The following is a 14408-nucleotide window of genomic DNA, read 5'->3' as shown; positions in this document are numbered from 1 at the left end:
GACAATCGCGTCCTGTTTTTTTTTGAGCTAATTCAGCTCCTGTATATTCTGCTCCGCCGCGGCCGCAAATACTTTCGGCTCCGGACAGTCAAGATCTTCATGGAATAAACTTACTTTGTGAATCTGCCGGTTGTCGTACAGATGAAAGTAGTAGTTCCCGGTGTCACAGCACATGACCGACGTATACTGCGTATAATCAATTTCATTCTCCTCTGTGATCACCGCGCCTTTTGGAATATTCACATTGGACAGCACGTGAAAAGCGGCCGTAACGCCATCCGTTTCATGAGCGGCAGGCTCTAAATGCTCTTTCAGATAAGCGGCTCTGATGAATCGGGATGGCGGCGTGTAATCACCGGGAAGCCCGATCGTTCCAGATCCTTGGCCGAAAGCGGTTAATGTCATTCCGCCCAATGTTTTGCTTTCTGACTGCTGCGGCCTGATTCCGATATAATGGCGCAGATTGGTCACATGCCAAGGAAATTCCGGACTGTTGGTCATCACTCCGGGTTTGTTGTCATATACTTTCATTCCCTCCGGTGTCGGCTCGATGACAATGCAGCCGCCCGTGCGGTCTGATAAAATCCAATGAAGAGGCAGCACCGTATCCAATAACATTAACTTCTTCTCTACAATCGTCAGCATTGAGAGCTTTTCCTTTATGTCTTCAAGAGATTCACAGTTTGATAAGGCCCAGGTGACAAACTCATGAGGAGCGATGTGACAGGTGCCCTCCCGTTCCGCTTTCTCGTATCCCGCAAAGCCCGGAAAATACAGCGTCGCACACGACAGCCCTTTTTCATTTACGCCGTCGGCAAACAGAACATTGCCGAGATTTCTCCCCATGCCGATAAATGCGTATTTCGTCTTATGCATCCTGCCGTCAGCTTCGCTTTTCCAGCTGTACTGACGAGGGTAAAGCACGACGTCCGTACCGAGCTGAAATGCAAAATCCATCGTTCGCGCCAATAGGTGATTACCGTCTGTCGTTTTCAATGTAAGACTTGTACACATATCATCAATCCCCTTTTCATTAATGAAATTTACACAAAGTAAACTATTCTTTCAGCTTAACGAATAATGGCTCCATTCGTCAAAAGATTGACACATTTCTCCTTAATACATATTAGTCCGTAAGCATATCCATGCCTTTTAAACCCTGGCAAATCGTTTTGGCGGCAGTGTTTGTTCCGTTTTTCAAAAAACCCTTTGACGGCTGTCAGCGAGGCTTTACAATGTTTTTCCTGCATGCTGGAATTTGTAAACGGCAGGTCAATCTGTTAAGCTATGTCTTTATGTTAAAGAAGAACATACGGAGGAGATTATCTATTGAAAGTAGAAAGGCGAACGATTGAACATATTCCGCATGACGAAAGACACGGAAAGGCTAAAGATTTATTCCCCGTCTGGTTCGGGGCGAATATGCATATTACGACGTTAGTCACAGGCACACTGCCCGTTACAATGGGACTCGATCTCTTTTGGAGTATCGCCGCCATTATTATCGGGACCTTTATCGGCGCAATCTTTATGGCGTCTCATTCCGCACAAGGACCTCAGCTCGGAATTCCGCAAATGATTCAAAGCCGCGCGCAATTCGGCGTGATCGGAGCGATTCTGCCCCTCTTTTTGGTCATGTTTATCTACCTGGGCTTCTTTGCGAGCAGTACGATTCTCGCAGCCGGTACACTGAGCAGCTTTGTACCGATTCCGGCTTCATGGTGTATTATCGGCTTAAGCGCCATCTGTTTTTTACTCACGATCTACGGTCATGATCTGATTCACAAAATGCAGAAAATCCTCTCTTGGACCTCCTTTGCCGTTTTTTTTGCTGCAACGATTCTTATTTTTCAACTGCCGATTCCTTCAGGAAGCTGGGTGCCCGGCTCATTAGATCTGCCTGTTTTTCTAGTGGCGGTCAGCGCGGTGGCCACATGGCAGCTGGCATACGCGCCATATGTCGCAGATTATTCCCGTTATCTGCCGGTCAAAACACCGGCATCGCATACTTTTTGGTACAGCTACGCAGGTACGTCAGTCAGTTCCATCTGGATGATGCTTCTCGGCGCCATTTTGACGACGGCGCTCCCGGAATTTACCGCTAATGCGGGAAATGAGATTGTCCGATTGTTCGGTCCGTTTTCCTTTATTATGCTGATCATCGTCCTGTTCGGGCAAATGGCGATCAACGTCTTTAATTTATACGGAGCCTTTATGTCAACGACGACTACCTTAGAGCCGTTTTTAAAACTGAAGGTGACGCCGAAAACGAGAGTGGTAATGATTCTTTGTGTGACGGCAGCAGGTACTGTATTAAGTCTCTTGGGCCAAAGCAATTTCATGGAACTGTTTTTAAATTTCATCTTTTTCATCAGTTATTTCTTAATTCCATGGACGGCGATCAACCTCGTGGATTACTATTTTATCCGCCGCGGAAAATACCACGTCAAATCGATGTTTGACGTCAACGGGCAATACGGCAGGGTCAATTGGATTACAGCGGCCGCCTTCGTTTTGTCGATTATATTAGAAATCCCGTTCATCAATACATCCTTTTACATCGGGCCGCTCGCTGAAATATTCGGCGGAGGCGACATTGCCTGGGTCATCGGCCTGGCCGTTCCGTCGCTGCTGTATTATGTCCTGATGAAATCAAGGGTAAAACAACAAGAGGCGCCTTCTCTATGAAGACGCCTTTTCTTTATTCATATTCCTTCCATACACGCGGCAGCAGTTCAGAAAGTTCGTGCGCCAATAAGGTATGGGCGGAGCGCTCTTTCGTCCATACCTCCGCACATTCACCGTGAAGGCGGACGGCGTTCAATACGGCATGCTTCGGGTCTTGATGACAGCACAGCATGCCGAGAATCATTCCCGTCAGCGTGTCGCCGGTCCCGCCTTTTGCAAGCGCGCCGTTTCCGGTTGTATTCCTGCGGCATTCCCCGTCGGGAAAAGCGATAATGGTTTCGTTTCCTTTCAAGACAATCGTGACGTGAAGCCGCTCCGCCCATTCTGCGGCATATCCCGCTCTGTTCTGCTGAATCTCTTGAATCGGAAGGCCTGTCATTCTGGAAAATTCGCCGGGATGAGGCGTCAAGATCACGGGGGCTTTCCTCTTTGGATAGGTTCTTTTCGTAATGGCGCCCGCGTCCAGTATGACGGGATAATCGGCAGAAAGCAGCTGATCAGCCGCCTGCTGCACTTCGTCTGTTTGAGGAAGGCCCGGCCCGATGGCAGCGGCCCGGATGGTTTCCCCGGGCTGGCCCGCCGCGGCTTTTTTCCAGCCGTCACGCCAGTACGTCGCTTCCGGCAGCACCGGGACGATAAGCGGGATGACGCCTGCCGATGTACCGATGACGAGCTTGCCGACACCGCTTCTCATCGCGCCCAATCCGGCCAGAAGGGCGGCTCCCGGCATGTCTTCGCTGCCGGCCAGCAATAACGCCGTCCCGAACGTCCCCTTATGGCTGTCTGCCTCCCGCTTCGGCAGCGTATCTTTCACATCCTGTTCCGTCCAATCCATTATATTCATCTCTGTACCTCCTCTTCTGTCTCCTATTTATATTCCAAACAAGAAGAGATTTTAAACCGCACAAAAAAACAGCCGCTCGTTTGCGGCTGTTTATGTTCTGACCGGAACATCAAGACGGTAAAGCTTCCGGTACCGTTCGTTTTCTGCAAGAAGCTCTTGATGGGTTCCTTCCATTTCTGCTTTTCCATTTTCTAAAAAGACGATTTTATCAGCTGTTTCCACACCCGCTAAATGGTGTGTAATCCAGAGGATCGTTTTCTCTTTAAAGACATCAAAAATCGTATCAAGCAATTCGCGTTCCGTGACCGCATCAAGGCCGACCGTCGGTTCATCAAGGATAATGACCGGCGTGTCTTGGAGCAGAATACGGGCAAGCGCGATCCGCTGCCGTTCCCCGCCTGAGAAACGAATCCCCGTCTCCTGCACGGACGTTTCATATCCGTCAGGCAGTGATTCAATATAATCATGCAGCTTCACTTGCCGAGCCGCACGCTTAACATCTTCATCACTCGCCTTGCCGTTTCCGAGCCGGATATTGTTCATAATGCTCGTGTTAAAGAGATGAGGTTTCTGATTCAAAACGGCCACCGCTGAGGAAATCTGCTCCTGCACGGCCGCAGTTTCCAGCCCGTTCAGCATCACTTTGCCCGAATCGGGAACTAAGGCGCCTTCAATTAAAGCGAGAGAGGTCGACTTACCGGAGCCGCTCCTGCCGAGCAGCGCCATTTTTTCACCTTGGCGGAGAGTGAAGGAAAAACGGTCAAGCACATGACAGTGCTGATCATAAGAAAACGTCACGTTATCAAATGTAAGTGTCACATCAGATACATCCAGTTTCTCATCTGTCTGCTTCACCTCACGACTTCTCAGCTCCGGAGCCGCCTGACTCATTCTATTGATGGAATCCTGATAAGAAGGCACTTCCGTCAGCGCATCCGAAAGGGGCAGAAACGCCTCCGTCAATGGAAATACGACAAGCACAAAGGCCGCGATCATCGTGTTGGCAATGCTGCCGTCCGCATACTGACCCGCCGTCCAGAACAGCATGATCAATATGAAGCCGCCGACAAGGCATTGCGCGGCGAGATCACGCCATCTCGTAAACCGCTGACGTTTGCTTTCAAGATCAAACCATGCCTTCTCTTTCTCTTCATAAGAGGAAATAAAGGCCGCCTGGCGTCCCGAGAACATCCAATCGCTCACGCCGAGCACGGCATCTGTAAGCCGGCTGTAGAGCGTATTCCGGCCGCTTTTCAGCCTCATGTTTTTCGCTCTCGTCACAAGAAGCGACACAACCGGAAACAATACAACCAATATAAACAGGTAAATCGCCGCAAAAGCGGCAAACGGCCAGGAAAAAAAGCCGAGTCTGATAACGGATGCCGCATACAGCAGCAAAGCGGAAACCGCAGGGAAAATCGTTTTTAAAAACGCATCCTGCAAATGCTCAATATCCTCAGCCAAAATGCCGAGCATGTCGCCCGTCCGAAAACGGGATGAAAGCATGAGCGAGGCCGGCTCCAGCATATTGTAAAGCCGCACCCTCATGTCGGACACGATTTTCAAAATGATATGGTGCCCCGTCAGACGCTCGGCGTACCGTGAGACTGAACGGGCAATCCCGAAGGTCCGCACGGCTACAATCGGAACGTAAACCAGCAGGATATTCTCAGGCCTAGCCGCCGACTTAGAGATCAAAAAACCGGAAGTGAACATGAGAAAGGCCGCCGAAAAAATCGTCACCGCGCCTAAAAAAATCACAAGAACAAACAAACGGGCATTTTGCTTCATATACGGCAGAATCCATTCTTCTTTTCTCATGTTCTTTCCCCCAGTTGCGCCTTTACAAGTTTGGCGTATACGCCTTGTTTCGCCATCAATTCGTCGTGGGTGCCGATTTCCGCCACCGCGCCGTCATCAAGCACGATAATTTCGTCCATCTCAAGCATCCAGTGAAGACGGTGAGTGGCCAGAAAAACAAGCTTATTTTCAAACAGGTCTTTCATCGTTTCTTTTATTTCATATTCTGTTTCAATATCAAGGTGAGCGGTCGGCTCATCCAACAGGAGAATCGGCCGGTTTCCTAAAAAGGCTCTGGCCAGCGCGACACGCTGAGCCTGCCCTCCGCTGAGCGCCCGTCCGCCCTCGCCGATCCGGCCGTCAAGACCGCCGGGCAGATCACGGATCAGTTCGGAAAGACCCGCCGATCTAGCGGCCTGCGCCGTGTCCTCACGCGAAGCATCAGGATGATAAAACCGGATATTATTCAAAAGCGTGTCATCAAAAATGTATGGGTGCTGCGGAATATAAAGCAGCTGCTTCTGCCAGCCGTCCGACTGCAGATGCGAGCGGGATTCACCGTTTACCTTGATCTCACCGGACGCAGGCTCTAAAAAGCCGCCCAGCACATCAATGAGTGTCGATTTTCCCGCACCGCTTTCCCCGATAATCCCGATTTTCTTCTTCCCTTTGAAGGACAGATGAAATTCAGACATCGATTCTCGGACGGACAAACGTGCAAGCTGTAATTCATCCCCGTCAGTCCACGTATCAAGTTCGAGCGGCTTTTCTTCTTTAAAACCGGGCTGCGCCAAAATCGCTTGAATGGTTTTCCCCGCCTCCTGCCCGTTTAACGTCGCGTGGTAATCATTTCCCACTTCGCGGACCGGGAGAAAATATTCAGGCGCGAGAATGAGCGCGGTCAATGCCGGCCCGAGCAGAATTTGTCCGTCTATCAGCCGCAAGCCGAGAAACACCGCCACTGTCGCCACCGACAGCATCGTAAAGAAATCCAGGGCGAATGATGATAAAAACGCGACCCGGAGCGTGCTCATCGTCGCCTTGCGGTATCTCTCACTGACATGAAAGATGTTTTCACTGTGTGATTTGCTTAATCCTAAAAACCGCAATGTCTCCAGTCCGCGGAGCGAATCCACGAAATGATTGGAAAGCGTCTGATAGGACTTCCATTGGCGATCGGCTTTTTTCTGTGCGACAAGTCCGAGCAGAATCATAAATACAATCAAAATCGGAAGCGCAAGAATCAGAATCAATGCCGATGTTTTATCCTGAAAAAACACGTAAATGACAACGGCCGCCGGCACAATCGCCATGCTGACCATTTTCGGCAGAAACAGCTCTAAATAACGGCGGAACTGGCTGATGCCTTCCATCGCCAGCGTCACCATCCGGCCTGTCCCCTCTTTTTTCGCAAAGCGGGGGCCGAGACGGAACAATTGCTCAAGAAATCTTTTTCTTACGTCTGCGCCGGTTTGCGCGGCATATTGGTACACGATTTTCTGCCGGACCGCTGTCACCGCATGCCGGACCAAAAACGCAAGCAGGAAAAAGCCGATAACCGGATAAAGAGAAGCAATCCGCTTCCCGTTAAATAATCCGGTTACCGCCTGGCTCAGCCATTCCGCCTGCAAGATGATGGCAGCCGTTTGTATAATCGTTAATCCCGTAATGATCGCAAGAATCCGCTTCATTCCTTTATAAAGAAACAGGTCTTTTCCCATTAATAAGTCATAGGCTCCTTATGGCTGACGCGTTTCCGGAAGACATAATAGCTCCAGATCTGACTGCCGATGACAAACGGCAGCAGAGTCAGTGCGGCAATTGTCATGACCTTAAGTGAATAATCACCGGAAGACGCATTAGCTACTGTTAAGTCATACGCGCTTTTCAGCGAGCTGACCATGACGCGCGGGAACAGAGAGATAAAAATCATCGCAACTGTCAAAGCAAGACCCGCGCCGGTCATACCGAATGCCCAGCCGTCTTTTTTCTTGCTCATGAACACAACAGCAAGAACGTTGCAGATGACAATCAGCACGAATACCGGAATCGTGATGTTTGCCCGGCGTGTAAACATATCCGTATCGTATGCAGACATCGCAAAGAAAGCAAGTACAACAAGAAAGATAACACCGATTACGCGTTTTGCCATTTTTCTCGCACGCTCTTGTAAATCACCGATCGTGCGCAGTGTGACAAACATTAAACCGTGCAGGAATGAAAGAAGGGTGACGGCTGCTCCGCCAAGAACGGAATACACGTTCACAATATCTGAAAAACCTGCGTGAATGTTCATATGGCCGTCAATCGGCATGCCGCGGAACAAGCTTGTGAAGATAAGGCCGAATACAAACGGCGGGATAAGGCTGCCGAAGAAAATCACCCAGTCCCATGTTTTGACCCATTTTAAATGATTCACTTTTCCGCGGAATTCAAACGCCACGCCGCGTCCCATTAAAGCAAGAAGGATGATGATAAACGGAATATAATATCCGCTCAGCATCGTCGCATACCAGTTCGGGAATGCCGCGAAGATCGCTCCCGTACCTGTCAGCAGCCATACCTCATTCGCATCCCAGAACGGGCCGATGGTGTTAATCAGCACTCTGCGTTCTAATTCATTATGGCCAAGAAATCGGGTCGAAATGCCGACACCGAAATCAAAACCTTCTAAAAAGAAAAATCCGACAAACAAAACTGAAACGAGTATAAACCAAAGATCATGAAGTGACCCCATGGTAGACCTCCTGACTGAACGGATCCGTTGATACAGGAACATCCTTGTGATCATCATGGTCCGCACCTTTTTTAATTTCACGAACGAATAGGAAGACAAGCAGCGCGCCTAAAATCAAGTACATGACGCCGAAGCCGATAATTGAAAACAGCAGAGATCCCGTCGTTACGTTAGGCGAAACGGATTGTGCGGTCGTCATTTGCCCCATGACCGTCCACGGCTGGCGGCCGATTTCAGTCATAATCCAACCGGCAGAGTTCGCAATGAACGGGAATGCGATCAGCGCGGTCATGCCCCGTAAATACCACTTGCTCGTATGAAGCTTTTTGCGGCGGTTCAGAATAAAGCCGGCAATCGCGGCAAAAATCATAAGCGCGCCCGCTCCCGCCATAATGCGGAAACTCCAGAACGTCGTTTTGACAGGCGGGATATAGTCGCCTTTTCCGTACGTTTTTTCATATTCTTTTTGAAGTGTTTTCATCCCTTTCACACTGCCGCTGAACTTCTGGTAAGCCAAGTAGCTGAGTGCGTAAGGAATTGAAATTTCTGATGTGTTTTTTTCTTTATTCGTATCAATGTTCGCAAAAGCCGTCCACGCGGCAGGATCACCGCTGTCATCCCAAAGCGCTTCACTGGCAGCCATTTTCATCGGCTGCGATTCCATTAAATGCTCAGCCTGCATATGTCCGCTGAACGCAACGCCGATACCGGCGATCAGACCGACAATCATCGAAAGCTTGAAAGATTTATGGAAGAAAGGCACTTCTTTTTTCTTCAATAATTTAAATGCGCTGACACCGGCGATAAAGAAAGCACCCGTCGCAAGCGCCCCGAAAATGACGTGAGGGAATTCAACCCAAAGCTGAGGGTTTGTCAAAAGCGCCCCGAAATCATTCATTTCCGCTCGGCCGTTTTTAATCGTAAAGCCGACCGGCTCCTGCATGAATGAGTTTGCCGTCAAAATCCAGAAAGATGACATAATCGTTCCGAAAGATACAAGCCAAATGCAAAGCAAATGCACTTTTTTAGATAAACGGTCCCAGCCGAAAATCCATAATCCGATAAAAATAGACTCCATAAAAAACGCCAAAAGCGCTTCAATCGCAAGCGGAGCCCCAAATACGTCTCCGACAAAACGGGAATAATCAGACCAGTTCAATCCGAACTGGAATTCCTGAAGAATCCCTGTGACGACGCCGACAGCGAAGTTAATTAAAAAGAGATGCCCCCAAAATTTAGCCATTTTGAGATAGGTCTCTTGTTTTTTGACAACATAAAGCGTCTCCATCAAAGCAACCATAAACACAAGCCCGATAGACAAAGGCACAAACAAGAAGTGAAACAATGTTGTAGATGCAAATTGAATGCGGGCTAATACCAACTCACTCATGATGTTTTTCCTCCAATCTGGTAAATTGCTCAACATTTCACAAACATAGCGAAATCATTGCTCGGTATTTCACAAAAAATGATATATTTGCTCAATGTTTCACAAATTCGTCAAAACTATTGAAATATCAGCCTGTACACCCTGGGGGACAGCGGCTGTCATAGAAATGATTCAATATCATTACTTTACAACGATTCAGCCTAAAAAAAAAGATCAATATACCTAAAATAAGGCTGAAATTGTGACCGATTATTGTCGGATTTGTAGAGATTTTATGTCAGCACCTAGGATATTTGTCCCTTTGATATCGTACCTCTTTTTTATTCGTGTGGCGAACAAAATGCTTTTCTCGGTGAAAAAGCCCGCCAAATCGCCATTTTGAGAAAGAAAATGTGAAGAAAGCATGCCCCCTAGTAAATTCATAATATATGAACAATTTAAATTTTTTAGTATACTTTAAATGGGGATATTTTTTCACTACATAACGACTGGGGGAACAAGCATGGGAGAACTTCAACCAAAATTGCAAACGGATTCAATCCAAAAACAGGAACGGACTGATAACTGGTTTGCCAGAGCAATGAATATAAGAATCGGCATTATTCCTCTTCCTATCTATATCCTGCTTTTCTTGCTTATTACGGTGTTTGTCATGAGCCGTGATGTTAAAAGCGACATTCTGACATCAATTGCCGTCATGAGTTTTTTCGGATTTACCTTCGGCCAGATCGGAAAATCCATTCCGATTGTGCGTTCCATCGGCGGCCCTGCGATTCTCGCAACCTTTATTCCATCCGCTGTCGTCTACTACCACCTGCTTCCGAAAGACATTATTACTTCAACAACAGAATTCACAGAAAGCTCCAACTTTCTCTATTTATTTATTGCCGGTATCGTCGTCGGCAGTATTCTTGGGATGAAAAGAGAGACGCTCGTCAAAGCTTTCGTCAAGATTTTTATTCCGCTGATCGCCGGCTCGATCGCGGCCGCCATCGTCGGCTTATGCGTCGGGACGCTTCTCGGGCTCGGCTTTCAGCACACACTGCTTTATATTGTCGTTCCGATTATGGCGGGGGGTGTCGGTGAAGGCGCGATTCCTTTATCCATCGGCTACTCCGATATTATGCCGATGTCCCAGGGAGACGCCTTTGCGCTTGTGCTGCCGTCCATCATGCTCGGCAGCCTGTGCGCCATTATGTTATCGGGTTTGCTGAATGTCATCGGGAAACGCAAACCGGAATGGACGGGCAACGGGAAGGTTGATAAGTCTGATCATTCCGCTCCCGCATTGGAACAGCCGGCCAATGATAAAACGTTTGATTTGTCCTTTTTCGCTTCGGGCGGTATTTTAGCGGTTTCCCTCTATTTAGTCGGCATGCTGGCGCATGATTTCTTTCAGCTTCCGGCTCCTGTCGTGATGCTCGTCCTTGCCGTTCTCATTAAGCTGTTCAGGCTGGCGCCGGCTTCGATTGAAAACGGAGCCTTCGGCGTCTCGCGCTTTTTCTCGACAGCCGTGACCTATCCGCTCTTATTTGCGATCGGCGTTTCAATGACACCGTGGGACAAGCTGATTGCGGCGTTTACGATCAGCAACATCATTACCATTTTATCTATCGTCGTCACGATGATGGCCGTCGGTTTTCTGATCGGAAAATGGCTGAATCTGTACCCGATTGAGACGGCGATTATTAATGCCTGCCATTCCGGCCAGGGCGGCACCGGCGACGTCGCGATCTTGAGCGCCGCTGAACGGCTTGAGCTTATGCCGTTCGCCCAAGTGTCGACCAGAATCGGCGGAGCGATTACCGTGAGTGTCACCCTTCTGCTGCTTCATCAATTCTATTAAACTGAAAAAAGCCTCCGCATATGCGGAGGCTCTGTTATTTCATCACATTTTGAATATAAGAGCCGAATGCCGCCCCGGACATGCCCGGCGATACACGGACGCGGTGAAGCCCGTAAAGCCCCTGATCTCTTGACGCCGCTCCCGGCTCCGTCGTAACCGCCATACGGTAGCCTGACGCGGCGGCGGCTTTTAATGTTTCCTTATTATATCGTCCGACAGGGTAGCTGATCATAGACGTCCGCTGCCCGAACATTTGATCAAATAAACGCTTAGAGTCCTTCATTTCACGTCGCTGCTGCTGCGGTGTGAGCCCGTTCAATTCGAGATGGTTCATCGTATGGCTCTGAATGGAAATGCCGTGGGCGGCCATCTCCTTCATCTGCTTCTCAGTCAGATGATTCTTATGCCCGATATAGTTTCCGATCATAAAGATTGTCGCTTTCATCTTGTATTTCTTTAAAATGGGATAGGCCGCTTTCACATTGTCGGTATAGCCGTCATCAAATGTGATCAGCACACATTTTTCACGCGGCTCCTTATCCTCCGTCAGCATCAGATAGGCCTCTTCAGGAGTCATCGTATAATAGCCGTGATCATGAAGCCACTTCATATGCTGCCGGAATTCTTCCTTCGGCACACGCAGGCTGTTTCCCTCAGAAATGCTGTGGTACATCAGAATCGGCAGTCTTGCCGTTCCTTTCGTTTGAACCCAGGCGGACGTATCCGGCTCTTTTTTGATTTGGCGCTTTACAGACTTTTTATCGTGGTGCGCTTCTGCCTTCGGAATGCTTTGTTCGGCGCTTGCCTCATGGCCCGAGCAGGCGGCAAGCGTAAACACGGCAGCCAAAAGGCACATGCACATGATCATGCGTTTCATCGTTTTCCTGCTTTCTGTCTTCTATTTACTTTTTATATCGGTTATGCGTCATAAATTGTTACATCAAAAAAGCCGGACATCCAGCTGTCCGGCTTTGCGTTATGAGCGGATTCTGATTTCTGTTTCACTGTCAAAAAAGTGAGCTTTATTCATGTCGAAAGCGACGGTCAATTCCTCACCGGCACGTATGTCATGGCGGGCGTCAATCCGGGCGATAAAATCCTGATCCCCGATCCGGGAATAAACCATAATTTCTGACCCGAGCAATTCCGCGACATTGATTTTAGCTGTGATGGATGACTTCTTATAGGATTCTACCACAATCAGCTCATCATGTATGTCTTCCGGGCGGATGCCGAAGATAACATCTTTGCCGGCATACCCTTTTTCCCGGAGCATTTTCATTTTCCCATCCGGCACGCTGAGAGCGGCTGAACCGATCTGAATGGCGCCGTCCGTCAGCTTTCCTTTGAAAAAGTTCATCGCTGGGGAGCCGATAAACCCGCCGACAAATACGTTTTCGGGATGTTCATACACGTCTTTCGGTGTGCCGATCTGCTGAATTTTTCCGTCCTTCATGACTACGATGCGTGTCGCCATCGTCAGTGCTTCTGTTTGGTCGTGCGTCACATAGATTGTGGTTGTTTGCAGCCTTTGGTGGAGCTTAATAATTTCTGCCCGCATCTGCACCCGAAGCTTTGCGTCCAGATTTGACAGCGGCTCATCCATTAAGAACACTTTGGCGTCCCTGACAATCGCCCGGCCTAATGCAACCCGCTGCCGCTGCCCGCCGGAGAGCGCCTTCGGTTTGCGGTGCAGATACTCTGTGAGCCCAAGCATTTTCGCCGCTTCTTCGACCCGTTTTTTTATCTCAGGTTTCGGCATCTTCCTCAGCTTCAGACCGAAAGCGATATTATCATAGACCGTCATGTGCGGATATAACGCATAGTTTTGAAACACCATGGCGATATCCCTGTCTTTAGGAGCGATATCATTCACTCTCGTGTCACCGATATAGAAATCGCCCTTCGTAATGTCTTCCAGCCCGGCAACCATCCGCAATGTTGTCGACTTGCCGCACCCCGACGGACCGACAAACACGATAAACTCTTTATCTTGAATATGAAGGTTAAAATCATCGACAGCCGCTTCTTTTTGATCGTAATACTTATAAATATGCTCCAGCCGAAGTTCCGCCATGTCATCTCCCCCTTTTTGTAAACGCTTTCTTTAATAGGATTGTAACAGCGTCAGACGGCGGCGGATATAGGCAATGTTCATAAAAAAAGTCCGCTGCCTTCGTGCACATTTCCCATTTAATGTGATTTTTCATACTGCAGACAAATGAAATAAGCCAGCAGGGCGCCCAGATATGTCTTAATATCAATACCCGAGCGTTCCGCAAATTTATCAATCCGATATTGAAGACTGTTACGGTGCAAATGCAGTCTTTTCGATGTGAGCGACATGTTCGAGTTATGTTCAATAAAAGTCTGAATCGTATGCTTCAGCTCCGGTTCTTTCTGAAACAGCAGCACCGCTTCTTCGTGAAGCAAGGCTGAGAGCTTTTCTCTGCTTTCTTCCATGAGCATAGCCGGAAATACCGTTTCCGCGGTCAGCGTGCTCAGCTGCGGGAGATGACGCCGGCCAATCTGACAATATTGCTGTTCTCTCCGATAATGAAGGCGCAGACGTTCTCCCGCGCCATAATACCTTCCGATGAAAAAACGGACACTGAAATAAAAATCGCCTTCGAGAATCTTCACAAAAGATGCGATGTCATCCGAATCTGGCGCTTCCAGCTTTTCTTCCTCCACAATCACGCCCTGATCCCTTCCCGTCCGGACAACTGTATATGAAACCGGCCAGAAATGGCGCAGCGCTTCCGTAAATGCCCCCCAGTCCCGTTCTCCCAATAAGTCATAATGGATAAAACGGACACGCGGCTCCTTGACATCAGGCACCGGGCCTTCTTCCAGCAGAAACCGCCGCCACCTCTTTGCTGCCGCCGTCTCCGGAAAAAAATCGCCTTTTTCTTCAGCGGGCGTCAAAAGTGATTCCAGAAGCAGTTTCTCCTTCGGGGTGATATCCTCCTTCGGAATGGCGACATAGATCCGCCTTTTCTCATCATAAAAGCAAAAGACATCCTCCGCCGTACAGCACGTATCAGACAACACAGCCCTCGGGTAAATTGCCAATAACGGGTTCATATGCGCTCCTCTCTAT

At 48.8% G+C, this 14408-nt stretch carries 11 protein-coding genes; 2 read left to right on the top strand and 9 right to left on the bottom strand.

Going from position 1 to position 14408, the window contains the following annotated elements; translation table 11 throughout:
* Positions 1–27: 27 nt before the first annotated feature.
* The gene (locus tag D5S11_RS11390; RefSeq protein ID WP_032869375.1) at positions 28–1014 is read right to left on the bottom strand and encodes a penicillin V amidase; all 987 of its coding nucleotides are present in this window, start codon (positions 1012–1014) and stop codon (positions 28–30) included.
* A gap of 315 nt (positions 1015–1329) precedes the next feature.
* On the opposite strand from D5S11_RS11390, the gene D5S11_RS11385 reads away from it, so the two are divergent.
* A complete protein-coding gene (locus tag D5S11_RS11385) occupies positions 1330–2688 on the top strand; it encodes a purine-cytosine permease family protein (RefSeq protein ID WP_015240847.1) in 1359 nt (452 codons plus the stop codon).
* Between the two features lie 13 nt (positions 2689–2701).
* Here D5S11_RS11385 and D5S11_RS11380 read toward each other — a convergent pair whose 3' ends face one another.
* From D5S11_RS11380 to D5S11_RS11360, 5 genes are all read right to left on the bottom strand, one after another.
* Positions 2702–3532, bottom strand: a complete 831-nt coding sequence (locus D5S11_RS11380) for an NAD(P)H-hydrate dehydratase (protein ID WP_032867853.1) — start codon at positions 3530–3532, stop codon at positions 2702–2704.
* A gap of 90 nt (positions 3533–3622) precedes the next feature.
* Complete coding sequence (cydC, locus tag D5S11_RS11375; protein ID WP_108725241.1) at positions 3623–5353, bottom strand: thiol reductant ABC exporter subunit CydC; 1731 nt, start codon at positions 5351–5353, stop codon at positions 3623–3625.
* Entirely contained in the window at positions 5350–7053 is a 1704-nt protein-coding gene (gene cydD / locus D5S11_RS11370) for a thiol reductant ABC exporter subunit CydD (protein ID WP_020958037.1), read from the bottom strand. Before cydD ends, cydC begins: the two co-directional genes overlap by 4 nt.
* Positions 7053–8069: a cytochrome d ubiquinol oxidase subunit II gene (gene cydB / locus D5S11_RS11365; RefSeq protein WP_095284521.1), complete on the bottom strand. Its 1017-nt coding sequence runs from the start codon at positions 8067–8069 to the stop codon at positions 7053–7055. Before cydB ends, cydD begins: the two co-directional genes overlap by 1 nt.
* Positions 8053–9459, bottom strand: a complete 1407-nt coding sequence (locus tag D5S11_RS11360) for a cytochrome ubiquinol oxidase subunit I (protein WP_108725240.1) — start codon at positions 9457–9459, stop codon at positions 8053–8055. The genes cydB and D5S11_RS11360 overlap by 17 nt, the downstream gene beginning before the upstream one ends.
* A gap of 502 nt (positions 9460–9961) precedes the next feature.
* Between D5S11_RS11360 and cimH the strand changes: the two genes are divergently transcribed.
* Positions 9962–11305 carry a citrate/malate transporter CimH gene (gene cimH, locus D5S11_RS11355; RefSeq protein WP_061890893.1) on the top strand — a complete coding sequence of 448 codons (1344 nt, stop codon included), beginning with the start codon at positions 9962–9964 and terminating at the stop codon, positions 11303–11305.
* Between the two features lie 34 nt (positions 11306–11339).
* Here the strand turns inward: cimH and D5S11_RS11350 are convergent, their stop codons facing one another.
* From D5S11_RS11350 to D5S11_RS11340, 3 genes are all read right to left on the bottom strand, one after another.
* Positions 11340–12182, bottom strand: coding sequence for a polysaccharide deacetylase family protein (locus D5S11_RS11350; RefSeq protein ID WP_012118785.1), 843 nt, complete (start codon positions 12180–12182; stop codon positions 11340–11342).
* A gap of 99 nt (positions 12183–12281) precedes the next feature.
* Positions 12282–13382 (bottom strand): ABC transporter ATP-binding protein, encoded by a 1101-nt coding sequence (locus tag D5S11_RS11345; protein WP_108725239.1) that lies wholly within the window; start codon positions 13380–13382, stop codon positions 12282–12284.
* A 116-nt stretch (positions 13383–13498) separates the two neighbouring features.
* Positions 13499–14392 (bottom strand): PucR family transcriptional regulator, encoded by an 894-nt coding sequence (locus D5S11_RS11340; protein WP_108725238.1) that lies wholly within the window; start codon positions 14390–14392, stop codon positions 13499–13501.
* Between the last annotated feature and the right edge of the window lie 16 nt (positions 14393–14408).

The sequence above is a fragment of the Bacillus sp. L75 genome (genome assembly GCF_003676355.1).
GTDB lineage: Bacteria > Bacillota > Bacilli > Bacillales > Bacillaceae > Bacillus > Bacillus velezensis.
The sequence above is the reverse complement of the archived record's forward strand: the minus strand, read 5'-3'. Positions and strand labels throughout refer to the sequence as shown.